This is a genomic window from Kineothrix sp. MSJ-39, assembly GCF_018917935.1.
Classification (GTDB): domain Bacteria; phylum Bacillota; class Clostridia; order Lachnospirales; family Lachnospiraceae; genus CAG-194.
On sequence record NZ_JAHLPN010000004.1, the window covers coordinates 1 to 15,035 of the forward strand.

13 protein-coding genes are annotated in these 15,035 nt (G+C 45.1%); 1 reads left to right on the forward strand and 12 read right to left on the reverse strand.

Features of this window, described 5'->3' with window-relative positions; all coding sequences use genetic code 11:
• Positions 1 to 432 precede the first annotated feature (432 nt).
• From metA to KQI22_RS03985, 6 genes are all read right to left on the reverse strand, one after another.
• The gene (metA, locus tag KQI22_RS03960) at positions 433 to 1,350 is read right to left on the reverse strand and encodes a homoserine O-acetyltransferase MetA (protein WP_216550793.1); all 918 of its coding nucleotides are present in this window, start codon (positions 1,348 to 1,350) and stop codon (positions 433 to 435) included.
• A gap of 209 nt (positions 1,351 to 1,559) precedes the next feature.
• Positions 1,560 to 3,524 (reverse strand): NAD-dependent DNA ligase LigA, encoded by a 1,965-nt coding sequence (gene ligA / locus KQI22_RS03965; RefSeq protein ID WP_216550913.1) that lies wholly within the window; start codon positions 3,522 to 3,524, stop codon positions 1,560 to 1,562.
• Positions 3,525 to 3,585: 61 nt separating this feature from the next.
• The gene (locus KQI22_RS03970; RefSeq protein ID WP_330623260.1) at positions 3,586 to 4,329 is read right to left on the reverse strand and encodes a pseudouridine synthase; all 744 of its coding nucleotides are present in this window, start codon (positions 4,327 to 4,329) and stop codon (positions 3,586 to 3,588) included.
• 106 nt (positions 4,330 to 4,435) lie between these two features.
• Entirely contained in the window at positions 4,436 to 4,852 is a 417-nt protein-coding gene (locus KQI22_RS03975) for a hypothetical protein (protein WP_216550794.1), read from the reverse strand.
• Between the two features lie 12 nt (positions 4,853 to 4,864).
• Complete coding sequence (locus tag KQI22_RS03980; protein ID WP_216550795.1) at positions 4,865 to 6,382, reverse strand: Y-family DNA polymerase; 1,518 nt, start codon at positions 6,380 to 6,382, stop codon at positions 4,865 to 4,867.
• Between the two features lie 127 nt (positions 6,383 to 6,509).
• Positions 6,510 to 7,106 carry a hypothetical protein gene (locus tag KQI22_RS03985; RefSeq protein ID WP_216550796.1) on the reverse strand — a complete coding sequence of 199 codons (597 nt, stop codon included), beginning with the start codon at positions 7,104 to 7,106 and terminating at the stop codon, positions 6,510 to 6,512.
• Between the two features lie 267 nt (positions 7,107 to 7,373).
• Between KQI22_RS03985 and KQI22_RS03990 the strand changes: the two genes are divergently transcribed.
• Positions 7,374 to 8,231 (forward strand): formate/nitrite transporter family protein, encoded by an 858-nt coding sequence (locus KQI22_RS03990; RefSeq protein WP_216550797.1) that lies wholly within the window; start codon positions 7,374 to 7,376, stop codon positions 8,229 to 8,231.
• A gap of 72 nt (positions 8,232 to 8,303) precedes the next feature.
• Here KQI22_RS03990 and KQI22_RS03995 read toward each other — a convergent pair whose 3' ends face one another.
• The 6 genes from KQI22_RS03995 to KQI22_RS04020 all read right to left on the reverse strand — a co-directional run bounded on the left by KQI22_RS03995 (position 8,304) and on the right by KQI22_RS04020 (position 14,970).
• A complete protein-coding gene (locus tag KQI22_RS03995; protein WP_216550798.1) occupies positions 8,304 to 9,152 on the reverse strand; it encodes a hypothetical protein in 849 nt (282 codons plus the stop codon).
• A gap of 13 nt (positions 9,153 to 9,165) precedes the next feature.
• Entirely contained in the window at positions 9,166 to 10,032 is an 867-nt protein-coding gene (locus KQI22_RS04000) for a hypothetical protein (RefSeq protein WP_216550799.1), read from the reverse strand.
• 26 nt (positions 10,033 to 10,058) lie between these two features.
• Positions 10,059 to 11,015, reverse strand: coding sequence for an ABC transporter permease (locus KQI22_RS04005; RefSeq protein ID WP_216550800.1), 957 nt, complete (start codon positions 11,013 to 11,015; stop codon positions 10,059 to 10,061).
• Positions 11,015 to 12,100 carry an ABC transporter permease gene (locus KQI22_RS04010; RefSeq protein WP_216550801.1) on the reverse strand — a complete coding sequence of 362 codons (1,086 nt, stop codon included), beginning with the start codon at positions 12,098 to 12,100 and terminating at the stop codon, positions 11,015 to 11,017. Before KQI22_RS04010 ends, KQI22_RS04005 begins: the two co-directional genes overlap by 1 nt.
• Positions 12,093 to 13,634: an ABC transporter ATP-binding protein gene (locus KQI22_RS04015; protein WP_216550802.1), complete on the reverse strand. Its 1,542-nt coding sequence runs from the start codon at positions 13,632 to 13,634 to the stop codon at positions 12,093 to 12,095. Before KQI22_RS04015 ends, KQI22_RS04010 begins: the two co-directional genes overlap by 8 nt.
• A 103-nt stretch (positions 13,635 to 13,737) precedes the next feature.
• On the reverse strand, positions 13,738 to 14,970 hold the full coding sequence (locus tag KQI22_RS04020; RefSeq protein WP_216550803.1) for a BMP family ABC transporter substrate-binding protein: 1,233 nt from the start codon (positions 14,968 to 14,970) through the stop codon (positions 13,738 to 13,740).
• Positions 14,971 to 15,035: the final 65 nt, after the last annotated feature.

Sequence of the window (15,035 nt, forward strand, 5' to 3'; positions counted from 1 at the left end):
CGCTTTATAATCGTAGAGATTACAACAATTTCCCTATGCACCCATTAAACTGGAAAACTCCCAAACAAGTGCTTATGGATTATCTTGCGTCAATGTAACACATGTTTGACAAACCTACATAAAACTTTGTGCATTTCAGCAAAAACGATGCAAAAAAGAAGTGTTTTCTTTTTTTGTGAACGCACACAATTTCCAGCTTTCTCCTATTGTTCATTTGTTACAAAATTGTTACAATCCTATTGTATTCAGCTGATACAAGTATAAAATCAAATAAGGAGGACGAAACTATGTGTTTTAATTTCAATAGCTGCTCCGAGTTATTTAAGGCTATCTGCAAATATTTAAACTTCGGATGCTAATTTGCACGGATCGTGTAAGTTTGAAAAGCCCTGACAGAGTAGTTCTGTCAGGGCTTTTTTGCAACGCTGTATGCTATCGGATTTCGTTAATATCGTACGGGGTGGTCTGGTATACGTAATAATTCAGCCAGTTGCTGTAAAGATTGTTGGAATGGGCACGCCATTGCAGATGCGGTCTTTTCGTCGGATCATCATCCGGGAAATAATTGACCGGAAGTTTAATGGAAAGTCCTTTTGCCACATCCCTTTCATATTCTTTCTGCAGGGTAACTCTGTCATACTCCAGATGTCCCATGACAAAGATCTGTTTGCCATCCTCTGTCATGCACAAAAGCACGCCCGCTTCTTCCGACTCTGCCAACACGATAAGCTGTGGGCAATCATGGATCGCCTTTGCACTGACTGTCGTATAGCGGCTGTTCGGTGCCATAAAATAATCATCAAAGCCTCTGACAAGCGGTATTTTACGGTTCATTACCTTATGCTCAAAGATACCAAACAGCTTTTCCGCAAGCTGGATCTTTGGCAGTCCGAAATGATAATACAGTCCTGCCTGTGCGCCCCAGCAGATATGCAGTGTGGAAGTCACATGTTTCTTGGACCATTCCATGATCCCGCACAGTTCTTCCCAGTAATCCACTTCTTCAAATGCCATCTGTTCCACCGGTGCTCCGGTAATGATCAGACCATCGTATTTATTTTCCTTCAGCTCCGCAAATGTGGAATAAAACCGGTTCAGGTGGTTCGCCGATGTATTCTGCGAAACGTGAGTGCTTGTCTTCATGAAATCCACATCCACCTGCAGCGGCGTATTGGACAGTGCTCTTAAAAGCTGCAGCTCAGTTTCTTCCTTGAGCGGCATCAGGTTCAGGATACAGATCTTCAGTGGTCGGATTTCCTGGCTGACCGCTCTTCCTTCGTCCATGACGAATATATTTTCATTTTCCAGTATTCCCTTGGCAGGGAGATCACTTTGTATTTTAATTGGCATTTCTAACTATCCTCTGTTTCTTTTTATCTGCTTCGCAGTCGCTTGGTTCTTCATTCTTACTCGCAAACCCGCACCTCCGGTGCTCTCTGTCTGCTCCGCAGACCGTTTGCTCGTTAATGAGTCCGTGGAAACCAAATGCCTGCTTCGCAGTCGCTTGGTTTCCTACGGACTCATTACATTATAACACAATCGTGCAAGTTTGGTAATAGTTACAGCATCTGCATAGCCTCTTCTTCTGTGATGATCGGTACAGAAAGTTCTTTTGCTTTTTTGTTTTTCCCGGAGGTCGAGGTAATATCATTGTTGATCAGATAATCTGTCTTTCCGGTCACGGAGCCTGTGACCTTACCGCCACGCTGCTCGATCTGCTCTTTGAGATCATTCCGGTTGGCAAAATGCTCCAGTGAGCCTGTGATAACGAATACCTTACCTGCCAGTGTCTGCTGCTGTGTGTTTTCTTCCGGCTTCTGCAGTTCCAGTTCTTTCAATAAGTTGTCCAGTGCTAACAGATTTTCTTCTTTCGTAAAATATGCCCTGATGCCACCTGCCAGCACTTCTCCGACGCCGTCTATTTCTGACAGTTCTTCCACATCAGCCGATTTTATCTTCTCTATATCATAATCAAAATATCTGCACAGAACTTTTGCATTGGCAACACCGATCCCTGTGATCCCCAGCGCATAGATCAGCCTTGGCAGCGTTGTCTGTCTCGCTTTGTCGATACTGTCAAGGAGATTCTGGCAGGACTTTTCTCCAAAACCTTCCATTTCTTTGATCGTATCCGCATGCTGTTCCAGATGAAAGATATCCGCAAAGGAATGGATAAAGCCCTTACCGATGAATTTCTCCAGCGTTGCTTCCGACAAACCATCTACATTAAGTGCGTCACGGCTGACAAACAGAGCAAACGACTTGATTTTTTTTGCCGGACAGTCCGGATTGGTACAATATAAAACCTCTGCCTCATTTGCCGCTTCTATTTTCGTCTCGGCGCCACAAGCCGGACAATGCACCGGAATATCCTTCACACCGCTTTTTGTCAGATTTTCCGCGATCTGCGGAATGATCATATTGGCTTTGTAAACGGTGATCTTATCGCCAATCCCCAGCTCCAGCGCTTTCATCACACTGATATTATGGACGCTGGCACGGCTGACCGTCGTTCCCTCCAGCTCGACCGGTTCAAATATCGCTACCGGATTGATCAGACCAGTCCGGCTTGGACTCCATTCGATCTCTAACAGCGTTGTTTCGGCTGTTTCATCCGCCCATTTAAAGGCGATCGAGTCGCGTGGAAACTTTGCCGTGAGTCCCAGCGAAGCAGAATAAGCCAGATCACAATAACAAAGCACCAGTCCGTCGGACGGGATGTCATACGTCTGTATCGCCTGTGCATACCCTTCGATCTCTGCCAGGATCGTATCTGCACTGACCCGTTTATACGGTACAACATCAAAGCCCTGTTCTTTTAAAAAACGAAACTGATTCTCCCGTTCATTTTCAAACGATGGTTCTGTGCCATCCAGCTCTGCTTTTACATAGGAAAATGCATAGAAAAACACACTTCTCTTTGCCGTGATCTCATTATTTAACTGTCTGACCGAACCACTGCAGAGATTCCGTGGATTTTTGTACTTCGCATCCGCATCTTCGATCTGCGCATTGATCTTTTCAAACTCGGAATACGGAATAACCGCTTCCCCGCGCAGTACAAGACTGCCCTGATATGGAATCCTGCCCGGTATGTTCCGGAACACTCTGGCGTTTGGCGTAATAACTTCGCCGACTTCCCCGTTTCCGCGGGTTACCGCTTTGACAAGCTGTCCACCCTCATAAGTCAGCACGATTGTAAGACCGTCCAGTTTCCAGGAAAGCAGCCCTTCCTTATCGCCGAGCCAGCTCTTCAGTTCTTCCCGTTCCTTTGTCTTTGCCAGCGAAAGCATCGGTTTTTCATGCCGTTCCTTTGGCAATGCATCCACAGCCTCGTAGCCGACCGTTACCGACGGCGAACCGGAAAGCACAATACCGGTTTCTGCCTCCAGTGCCTGCAGTTCATCATATAATCTGTCATATTCAAAATTGCTCATGATCTCTGTATCCTGCGCATAATATGCCTTGGATGCTTTCTGTAAAACAGGGATCAGTTCCCGCATTCTTGCTATCTTTTCTTCCATTTTATTCTCCATACCTTTTACCTCTGTTATGTCTGCCATCTTCTCTCAGGATGTCTCAAATCTATTTTCGAAACTGTTCCGGGATTTGAAGTCCGACAAGTGTATACAATTCTGCCGTCTCTTCCTTGGTCAGGATCCGCGACTGTCCGCTATGCAGATCACCCAGTGTTATATTCATGATCCGTACGCGTCTGAGCTGCTTTACCCGGTTTCCGCACGCCTGACACATCCTACGGATCTGTCTGTTCAGTCCCTGTGTCAGAATGATCCGGAAGGTGTATTTTCCCTCCTGCATGATCTTGCAGGGTCTTGTTGTACGGTCAAACTCCTCCAGATAAATACCGCCTGCCATCTTCTCCAGAAATTCAGGCGTGATTTCCTTTTCTACCTTTACAACATATTCCTTTTCGTGCTTTTCCGCACCTCTCATCAGCTTCTGGATCAGCTCGCCGTCATTTGTCAAAAGCATGAGCCCCTCGGAATCCTTATCCAGTCTCCCGGCGTAAGTCACTCTCGTTTTGGTCTTCACGTAGTCGAGTATCTTTTTATCCGCAAATCGGTCTTTCTCCGTGCAGGTCACACCAACCGGCTTGTAAAAAGCGATCAGCACCTTCTCTGCTGCTCCTTTGATCTCCTTTTTGCCGATCTGTACCTTATCCGCTGCGCCTACCAGACAGCCCAGACCTGCGACCGTACCATTCACATAAACACGTCCCTGCTCGATCAGCTTATCTGCTTCCCGCCGCGAACAAAGCCCCGCCTGCGCCATATATTTATTTAAACGTATTTTTTCTTCCTGCATCATTTTCTTTTCTGCACTCTCACATATTTCTGTCTGCACTTAGAAAAGTTCTTCCGCACAGAACAATACTATCATAGCATATTCCAGCCGGCTTACATATAGCATTTTCTTATTTCTCTATAGCAATCTCTCTGATCTTCTCTATATCGATACATGTATCATCCGTAAGAAGTATTGTCTTTTGGTAACTGTCCAGTTTCTTCACACACCCGGTCTTTTGGACAAATGCGCCACCTTCTTTTTTCTCATCCGGCACAAAATACGTCACAGTTACCTGTGGCTTACTATCAATATTCTGCATCAGCCATTGCAGTTTTTCATCAATTTCTTCTACCACATACTCATCCAATGTAACTTCCTGTTCTGTCAGCCTTGCCGTCTCCGCGATCGCAGCACCATGTCCCGTCAGTGCGGAAAACGGTGCAAACTGCGCAGCCCTGTCATGGATCGACATATGCGGATGTGTCTTTGACTGATGATGTTCCAGTCCTATGATATCTTCATAAGAATCCTTCCTGATCTGCATATTTTCCCTTTCTTACGCCTTGTGACCGCCGATCTGCTGGTTACGCTCCATTGTCGTGGCACCTTCCTGCAGATTCATGCCCTTTATCAGTGCATTTTTGCCATATTTTTTCTGTACATTCAAAATGGCCTTCTGGATCTGCTTTTCTTTTCTGCGCTCTTCCTCTTTTTCCTGCTTCTCCCTGTTTTTCTGCTCATAATCTGTGAAAAGATCCATCTGTTCATAGGTCTCTTCCTGCACGACATCCTGTTCCCGCTGAAGGTGCGCAGCCACCACTGTGATACGCCTGATCAGCAGATCGGGATTGATGATCCTGTCATACAAAGTAAGCATGCCATCCATGATCTGCTTTGTGGAAGAAGTCGCTTCCTCCAGATTTTCTGTTCCATGGGCATGCTTTGGCACGCGTCTGCCATAGCGGTCTGTCGTGATCTCTCCGTGATATTTTTTCAAAATAGCCGGATCTGTCAGATTATCGATATCATAACCGATCGTCAGCACAAGCTGATCTGTCACATATCCTTTGTCTACCAGATCAAGCACTAAAAGATCTGTCATTTCCTGCACAATAAGCCGTGCTTTATCACAGGGATATGGGCATTTCAATACCTGTCCGGAGCTGATACTCTTTGCCTCCGGCTTATATGCTTTGATATCTGCGATCGTACAGGGCTCCCAGCCCCATGCATGATCGATCAGAAGCTCCGCATTGATGCCAAACAGACTGTACAATAGCTCCTCGTTATAGTATTCCTCCGGTTTACCGAGGGAGCATCTGGCAATATCTCCCATGGTATAAATACCGCATTTTTCCAGTTTTCTTGCATAGCCTCTGCCAACCCGCCAGAAATCGGTCAGCGGTCTGTGATCCCACAAAAGCTGCCTGTATGACAGTTCATCAATCTGTACGATCCTGACGCCGGACGCATCCGCCGGCATCTTCTTTGCCACAATATCCATGGCGATCTTGCACAGATACAGATTGGTCCCAATGCCTGCAGTCGCTGTAATCCCGGTCTCCTGCAGCACATCCCGGATCATCCGCATGGCAAGGTCATGTGCATTCATTCCATAAGTCTGCAGATAAGAGGTCACATCCATAAATACCTCATCGATCGAATAAACATGGATATCCTCCGGTGCCACATACCGCAGATAGATATTGTAGATCTTTGTACTGTATTTCATGTAATAGCTCATGCGTGGTGGTGCCACAAGATAAGACACCCTTTTATTCGGATCCGCTTTCAGCTCCGGATCAAAGCAGGATTCTTCCGTCAGCGGATGTCCTGCGCGCCGCGCGCGCATTTTATTGACTTCCTTTACGCGCTGCACCACTTCAAACAGCCTTGCCCTGCCGGGGATCCCATACTGTTTTAACGACGGCGATACCGCTAGGCAGATTGTCTTTTCCGTTCTTGTCGCATCTGCCACGACCAGATTTGTCCGTAGCGGATCCAGCTGCCGTTCCACGCACTCTACAGAGGCAAAAAAAGATTTCAGATCGATCGCGATATACTGTTTTTCCATTTCTACCTCCTGCTTTATCATTTCCTGTCACACAAAGAAAGAGAAACGGATATCCATTTCTCTTTCTGTTTTCTGTTCTTATTCTATTATATACCGATATTGCCTGCTTGTATACTTTTGTATTATTTTATTCGGCATCTTTCTGATCGCCTGCATAATAATCTTCAAACAGCTTGTTGACTGCAGAACGGGTATCCTGTGAGATCTGTGGCAGTTCTTTGCCCCAAGTCTTAGTTGCCTGCTTGAAACCTTTTTCGAACGCTGCCTGCATTTCTTTCATCTTATCCATATCACCGCCAGAAAGAGCTTTTGCGAAGTCAAAGATACGTTCTGAAGTCTGTTTCACACCCCAGTAACCGTCTTCTGCGATATCTGCCTGCGCCTGTGCCTTTGTCTGGGCATCTACCGTAAAGTTACCGCTTGCTAAAAACTTCCACATATCATTGGCTTTTCCGTAAGCACTTCCCTGCTTGGAGATCATCTGCTGTACAAGCTGCTGCAGCTGCTGTGTACGTGCCTCTGCATCTGCCTTGAGCTGGCTGACGATCGCTTCGTTTTTCTGCTTTGTTGTCACTGTATCTGTCTTTTTGGCATCTGTTGATGGTTCATATACTGCAGAAGCTTCTGTCTGCTTTCCTTCTGTTTCCATTGCGGCTGCTTTCTGCTCTGTGCTCTTATAAGCAGCATAGGTACTTGTCTGATTTGAAATTCCGTTTACATTCATTCTCATATCCTCCTTGATCTGCTCAAACGACTACCTTGACATTATTCCTATTTCTGTAAGTTATATCGGCTTCTTTACCTGTTTTATTTAGAAATATTTTGCAGGTTTTCTAACACTTATCCTCTTTCCTGTGCTTTTTTGACTTTTTCCCCCTTGTATGCTACACTATCAGTCGTGTATACAATATACATCTGATGAAAAATCGTGGAACTTATGACTAAAATTTATCATACAAAATTTTATTCCACAGAAGGGAGACTATAGAAAATGAACGAACAAAATGTAACTGCCGGTTTTAACGCCCCGGCTTCGCTTGTGCAGGCAAAGATCTCGGAGGGAAAAGCCAAAACTGAAATGCCGGTCTGGAAGGTACTGCTGCTCGGTATTTTTGCCGGTATGTTTATTGCCTTCGGTGCATCCTCCAGCAGTCTTGCCATCCATGCCATTGAAAATCCGGGTGTGGCAAAGCTGATCGCCGGACTGATCTTCCCGGCCGGACTGATGATGATCGTATTCGTCGGCGGCGAGCTTTTTACCGGAGACTGCATGATGCTGATGGGCAATCTGCATAAAAAATACAATGCACTTTCCATGATCCGTGTCCTTGTGCTTGTGTATCTCAGCAATCTGGTCGGCTCCGTGATCATTGCCGCACTTGTTTACTTCAGCGGTCAGCTTGATATGTCCGCCGGACTTTTAGGTGCTTTTACGATCAAGGTCGCTTACGGAAAGGCTACTCTTCCTTTCTCACGTGCTCTGTTTTCCGGTATCTTATGTAATATCTTAGTCTGTGTCGCAGTTCTGATGGCTGGCGCAGCCAAGGATATCGCAGGTAAAGTATTTGCGATCCTGTTCCCGATCATGGCATTTGTTATCGGCGGATATGAACACTGTGTTGCCAATATGTATTATATTCCTGCCGGTCTTATGGCACTTTCCAATGATACTTACAAACAGGCAGCCATGAATGCATACGGCTATACAGAAGCGCAGCTTGCAGCACTCAGTCTGAAAGGCTTCTTTATCAACAATCTGATCCCTGTTACGATCGGTAATATCATCGGTGGTATGGTCTTTGTCAGCATTCCGCTGTATCTGATCCACAAAAAAGCCGTAACCAAATAAGAGCTTTATTTCTGTCAAAAAAGATCCGGCTGACGCCGGATCTTTTTTCTGTCTGCGTATTTACAGCAGATATTATTTTGTGTTCAGATAACTGATCACATAAGTTTCTGTATCAATTTCTTTTGTCTTTTTGTTCTTGTAAGTAATACGGATATATGTGCTGACACTCAGATCGTTTCCTTCATAGGCAAACCCTGTAGAAGCATTGTAGCTGTACTTTCTGGACGTTGCAATCTTGATCTTCTTACCGTTTTTGATCTTCTTATAAGTCAGAGTGTTATAATTTTCACCCTGTCCCAGAAAATTGCCCTGCTCCAGACTTACAAGGGAATAACCCTTCTGCAGTGTTACCTTGAGCGCACCGCTTTTCTTTGTGGCATACGGATTCATCTCCCATAAATCTTTTCCCGCATATTTGATCGATTTTACATGGGAGGTATTTATGCTGTGTGCTCTCTTTGCCGTAACCTTGATATTTCTTGTCCCGATCACACTGCCATTACTGTCTACAACATCAAAGCTGACCATATATTTACCCGGCTTTTTAGCAAAGTAGGCGATACGCGGGGAAGAATAAGTTGTCTTTGTTGTTGCCGCACTATAACTTCCCGTACTGTAATTATAACTATTTCTTGTCACCGTACTGTAATATTCCGTTGACTTTGTTGCCAGCAGATTTTTGTTGTTAGTTCTGACATTGGTAATACGATACTTATCTGTATCTTTTACATAAATATTGGTATAACCACCACACGCTCCGCCGCTTGTATAATAATAGGCATATCCGGCTGTGATCGTATCCTCCTGCGGATACTCTACATAAGCGTCCTTATACTCCTGTGCCTGTGCCTGCACGCCTGCAAAGAGGAACACACTAAGTACCAAAGCAAAGGCGGTCATCCATTTTCTAAATTGTTTCATATTGCATACCTCCTTACTTGTTCTGGTAAATAATATAGCGCAGATAGTCGGTTGTGATCTTCAGTTTTGTATCGTAATAAGTGATCTTAACGACCGTTGTCGGATAGATCAGATCATAACTTCGTCCACTTACTGATTTATATATATATCCATCGCTACGAGAAATATCTTGTGTAAAAAAGACCATCTGATAATTTGTCTGTGTTCCCAATGTAATCTTTGAACCGTTCTTCACAGTTTTATAGACAGGTTCATTTTTCTCATCCATCGTTGTTGCGATCGCGATCGATTTGATCTTATAGGTCGGACTGGCTTTAACGCTGAGCTTGCCGCTTCCCTTTTTGGAAAGAATAGCATACATGTTTATTCCGTCCTCTGCTTTTTTCCCCGCATAAGAGAAGGATGCGGTCGGAGATTCAATATCTGTTACATATACCTTTATCTTCTTGGTGCACACCTTTTTATTGGCAGCATTTTTTACCGTAAAGGATATGGTATAGGTTCCTTTTTTCTTTGCAAAAATACCGATACTCTGTGATACCTTTAATCCGGCGCCCTCTGCCAGACCTTTCACAGCAGGAACGATAGCTCCGCCTTCTCCTGCTTTGGTTTTACGTGTTGCCTTTACGATCAGATTACTGCTGTTTGACTTCAGTCCTGTAATGTAAGCTCCCTCATGCAACAGATATACACTTGTACTGTAGTTTGTGGCTGAATGCTCTGTCGCACGGATCGCGGTCTGATAAGCCACGCCGTTTTTCTGATCATACGTGTACGTTGTTGTTTTGGTTGCTGCCTGCACTTTTACCGGTGCTGCGAACGCACTGATCGCAAGTGTCAGAGCAAGCAGTCCTGCTAAAAACTTACTGCATTTCTTCATGAAAACCCTCCTTTTATTTTTCCGGTTTAACGCTCTTCACGGAAATAATTGTTTCCGAGCGCTTCCGGCATATTACTGTTTCGTCTGTTGCGGATAGAACTGATAACCAGCACGATCGCTGTGATCAGGAATGGTAGCATATCGTAAAATGCGATTGGGAACGGAAATACCGACTGTGGGATATAGTACTTCAGAATACGCAGTGCACCAAATACAAAAGATCCCCAGATTGCAAAGGTCGGTCTCCAGGAAGCAAAAATAACAAGTGCTACTGCGATCCAGCCAAGACCACCTACATTATCGCTGATCCATACACCACCGTTGATGATCATAGAACAATATGCGCCGCCGATACCACAGATCGCACCACCGGCTATAATATTAATGTATTTCCATTTCGTCACCTGAATACCTGCCGCATCCGCTGCTGCAGGATTCTGTCCGATCGCCTGTACATTCAGACCTGTTTTTGTCTTACCAAGATAAATACCGCAAAGAATCGCGATCAGGATACCAAGATAAACAAACGGGTTATAAGAGAATAAAAGCGGTCCTGCAACCGGAATATCGGAAAGTCCCGGAATATGGATGCTCCGCATCGCTGCTGTAATATGCTCCGGTAGTTTCAAAGTACCGTCTGGTGATTTTGCGATCATCATAACACCGATGAAGTTGGCAAGTCCGATACCAAAGATTGTAAGCGTCAGACCCGTTACGTTCTGGTTTGCCATAAATGTAACCGTCAAAAGTGCATAGATCAATGCGCTGAGTGCGCCTGCCAGAGCTGAGGCTAAAATAGCAATGACAAAGCTGTCTGTCTGATAACCTGCCATAAATCCTGCGCAGGCACCGATCGACATCATGCCTTCCACACCCAGATTCAGATGCCCTGTTTTTTCGGAAAGAATCTCTCCTACCGTACCATATAATAAAGGAGTTCCGGCAAGTACTGCCGCTACCAAGAATTTAATTACCATATCCATTATTTGTCTCCTCCTTTACTTCTTCCTACAAATTTATAGCGGACGAAGAATTCACAGCCCAGAATGAAGAATAAAATAATTCCCTGCAGCACATCCGCACAGTCTGTGGAAAGTCCGAAGGATGACTGTACAACACTGCTGCCCTTCTCCAGTACCGCAAACAGGAAGGAAACGATCAGTATCACAAACGGATTCAGCTGTGACAGCCATGCAACGATAATTGCTGTAAATCCGACACCGCCTGCTACATTCATGGTCAGTGTAACATCGGAACCGCTTGCCTGGATCATACCACCCAGACCACAGATCGCACCACTTAAAAACATCGTCTTTAAAATGATCTTCTTGACATTCATACCGGCATATCTTGCTGTATCCTGGCTGACACCGACAACACCGATCTCATAACCGGACTTGCTGAACTTCAGATATACAAATACGATCACAACCAGAAGCAATGCCACAATCCAGCCACACTGGATACCTGCTACCTTATCCAGCGCCGCATTGGCGTCAAATCTCTGGATCTTGGAAAAACCGTTTGCCGCCGGATCTCTCCATGGGCCATCCTGCAGATAGGATACAAAATACATCGCAATGTAATTCAGCATCAGGGTAAACAGCGTTTCGTTTGTATTAAACTTCACCTTAAAAAATGCAGGGATCAGTCCCCAGAGACCGCCGCCCACAATACCTGCCACTGCCATCACCAGAAGCAGTACAACGTGATTCCAGTTGCTGCAGTAAAGAGCAAAGAAAGAAGCACAGGTTGCCCCGAAAATAAGCTGTCCTTCCGCACCGATGTTCCAGAAACGCATCTTAAAAGCAAGCGTCACACCGAGGGAGCAAATCAGAAGCGGAATCATGATCTTGACCGTCGCCTGTACAGCCATGGCACTTCTGAATGCACCGGTAACGATCGTACCATAGATCACAAACGGATTATAGCCGATACACAGGATAAAAATACCTCCTGCCACAAGTGATAATAAAATAGCGAGCAGACGTAAAATAAGGATCTGTCTGTTTCCCATCTCCGCACGTTTGACTGTACGCAGAAGCGGTTCTTTTGTGTGTTTATTCATTTGTCTGCCCTCCCTTCGTCATTTCTTCCGCAGCATCTTCCGTATCGCCTGTCATCAGCAGACCGATCTGTTCTTTGGTTGCCGTTCTGGCATCCAGGATACCTGTGATCTTGCCGTGACACAGTACCATGATCCGGTCGGAAAGCTCCAGAAGCACATCCAGATCTTCTCCGATATACATGACTGCCACATTTTTCTTCTTCTGTTCATTTAACAGATCATAGATCACGTAAGAAGAATTGATATCAAGTCCACGCACCGGATAAGCTGTGATCAGCAGATTCGGTTCTGATTCGATCTCACGTCCCAGAAGAACCTTCTGTACATTACCGCCACTCATCATACGCACAGGCGTTTCAATGCTTGGCGTTACAATACTCAGCTTCTCAACTAACTTCGCTGCAAGCTCCTTTGCCGGTTTTCTTCTGACAAACGGTCCTTTGCCTGCTTTATAACTCTTGAGCAGCATATTATCTGTCATACCCATCGTGGAAACAAGTCCCATACCGAGACGATCCTCCGGTACGAAACTCATACTGATGCCCAGATTGATGATCTCGGAAGGTGTCTTACCGAGCAGATTTGTCTTTTTATAAAGGATTGCGCCTTCCTTTGCCTGCATCAGACCTGCAATCGTCTCGCAAAGCTCTTTCTGTCCGCTGCCTGCTACACCTGCCACACCGAGGATCTCTCCTTTTTTGATCTCAAAAGAAATATCATCCAATCCCTTTGAGCCGTCCGGCTTATCAACCGAAAGATCTACGACCTTTAGGATCGTATCCACATGCTCCGGCTCCGGTCTGTCAATTTCCAGACTAACTTTTCTGCCGACCATTAACTCTGTCAGCGTCTGTTTATTGCTTTTGGCCGTTTCTACCGTTTCAATACTCTTTCCTTTGCGCAGGATCGTCACACGATCGCTGATCTCCAGCACTTCCTGCAGCTTATGCGTGATAATGATGATCGCACAGCCTTTCTCCTTCATCTTGCGGAGAATATCAAAAAGCCGTTCCGTTTCCTGCGGTGTCAGAACCGCTGTCGGCTCATCCAAAATCAAAATATCCGCACCTTTATATAAAACCTTTACGATCTCTACGGTCTGTTTTTCACTGACACTCATTTCGTAGACACGTTTTTCCGGTTCAATTTCCAATCCAAATTTATCACAGATTTCCTTGATCTTCTGGCTCAGTTCCTTATCTGTGAGTCTCTTTCCCTTTGTTCCGATCACAATATTGTCCATTGCCCGAAACGAATCCACCAGTTTAAAATGCTGATGGATCATACCGATTCCGAGATGCATCGCATCTACCGGCGAATTGATCGCCACGGTCTGTCCATTTACCAGTATCTCCCCGCTGTCCGGATGATAAATACCGGAAAGCATATTCATCAGAGTTGTCTTTCCTGATCCGTTTTCTCCAAGCAGTGCCAGGATTTCACCCTTTTTCACCTTCAGATCAATCTGATCGTTTGCAACCACACTACCGAAGGTCTTCGTTATTTTTTTACACTCGATTGCATAATCTGCCATACTCAACCTCTTTGTACCTTACCTGTTTCTTCCCTATAAAATTCAAGGGGGACCACCATTGAGAGATCCCCCTTGATTAAATTGACTTAATCAGTCAAAATGTTTATTTTACTACTACGTTCTTGAAGTACCAGTTCATATTGCCTGTGATATCAGCATCAGCCATATGCTCGCCTTCTGTACCAACTGTAGAACCGTCGTTTGTTTCGATCACACCATCGAATACATCCCAGTCACCGGACTCGATCTTAGCTGTAGCTTCGTCGATTGCTTCCTGTGTACCGTCTGCTGCGAAATCAGCAAGTGGTGCAATGTTTACAAGACCGTCACTCATACCACCGAAGTAGTTAGAACCATCCCAAGTACCGTTGATCACTGATTCAACAGCCTGTGTATAGTATGCTGACCAATCCCACATAACAGATGTGATAGCTGCCTTTGGAGCATCCTTGGACATATCTGAGTTGTAACCAACACCAAATACGCCTGCCTGTTCAGCTGCGAGCTGTGGGTTTGGTGTATCGCAGTGCTGTGCGATCACATCACAACCGGCATCGATCAGAGCCTGTGCAGCCTGTGTCTCACCTTCCGGATCATACCAGCTGTTTGTAACCTTTACATATACTTCACAATCAGGATTTACAGAGTAAGCGCCCATTGCGAATGCATTGATACCACCTGTACACTCAGAGTTTTCCTGACCCATTGCGGATACATAACCAAGCTTGTTTGTTGTTGTCTTCAGACCTGCTGCAATACCTGCAAGGTATCTTGCCTGATAGATTCTACCAAAGTAGTTATTGAAGTTAGTGCCGTTTGATTTATAACCTGTTGCATGAGAGAAAATAACATCCGGATATTCTGCAGCAAGCTGTTCACATGTATCCATGTAACCCCAGCTTGTAGCGAAGATGATGTTACATCCTTCTTCGATACATTCCAGCATTGCATTTTCGATTGCTGTTGTATCACCGTCATCTACGTTAAGTTTACGAACGATCTGATCATCAGACAGACCTAATGTCTGCTGCATACCTACGATACCCTGATCATGTGCATAAGAGTAACCGCTTCCTGTTGCAGGATCACCAATGTGGATCACACCAACCTTGATATCCTCTTTTGCGATAGCCGGCATAACGCCTGCTTTGTCAGCTGCATCTGCTGTCTCATCAGTTGCTTCGTCTGTAGCTGCATCAGTTGCTGCATCTGTAGCTTCGTCTGTTGTCTCTTCTGTCTGAGCTGCATTGTCAGTTGCGTCATTGCTTGCGCCACATGCGCATAAAGAAGCAACCATAGCGACAGAAAGAAGAATGCTTAATAATTTTTTCTTCATAATGTCCTCCTCTTTAGACCTTTCATGAAATTTTAAACTACAAAGGTTACTTTATATTATTTTTC

Coding starts and splice junctions, on each gene's coding strand:
- KQI22_RS04010 (WP_216550801.1), bottom strand. CDS start 12,100: ATGAATAAACACACAAAAGAACCGCTTCTGCGTACAGTCAAACGTGCG.
- KQI22_RS03995 (WP_216550798.1), bottom strand. CDS start 9,152: ATGAAACAATTTAGAAAATGGATGACCGCCTTTGCTTTGGTACTTAGT.
- KQI22_RS03970 (WP_330623260.1), bottom strand. CDS start 4,329: ATGATGCAGGAAGAAAAAATACGTTTAAATAAATATATGGCGCAGGCG.
- KQI22_RS03990 (WP_216550797.1), top strand. CDS start 7,374: ATGAACGAACAAAATGTAACTGCCGGTTTTAACGCCCCGGCTTCGCTT.
- KQI22_RS04015 (WP_216550802.1), bottom strand. CDS start 13,634: ATGGCAGATTATGCAATCGAGTGTAAAAAAATAACGAAGACCTTCGGT.
- KQI22_RS04000 (WP_216550799.1), bottom strand. CDS start 10,032: ATGAAGAAATGCAGTAAGTTTTTAGCAGGACTGCTTGCTCTGACACTT.
- KQI22_RS04020 (WP_216550803.1), bottom strand. CDS start 14,970: ATGAAGAAAAAATTATTAAGCATTCTTCTTTCTGTCGCTATGGTTGCT.
- KQI22_RS03980 (WP_216550795.1), bottom strand. CDS start 6,382: ATGGAAAAACAGTATATCGCGATCGATCTGAAATCTTTTTTTGCCTCT.
- KQI22_RS04005 (WP_216550800.1), bottom strand. CDS start 11,015: ATGGATATGGTAATTAAATTCTTGGTAGCGGCAGTACTTGCCGGAACT.
- KQI22_RS03975 (WP_216550794.1), bottom strand. CDS start 4,852: ATGCAGATCAGGAAGGATTCTTATGAAGATATCATAGGACTGGAACAT.
- ligA (WP_216550913.1), bottom strand. CDS start 3,524: ATGGAAGAAAAGATAGCAAGAATGCGGGAACTGATCCCTGTTTTACAG.
- metA (WP_216550793.1), bottom strand. CDS start 1,350: ATGCCAATTAAAATACAAAGTGATCTCCCTGCCAAGGGAATACTGGAA.
- KQI22_RS03985 (WP_216550796.1), bottom strand. CDS start 7,106: ATGAATGTAAACGGAATTTCAAATCAGACAAGTACCTATGCTGCTTAT.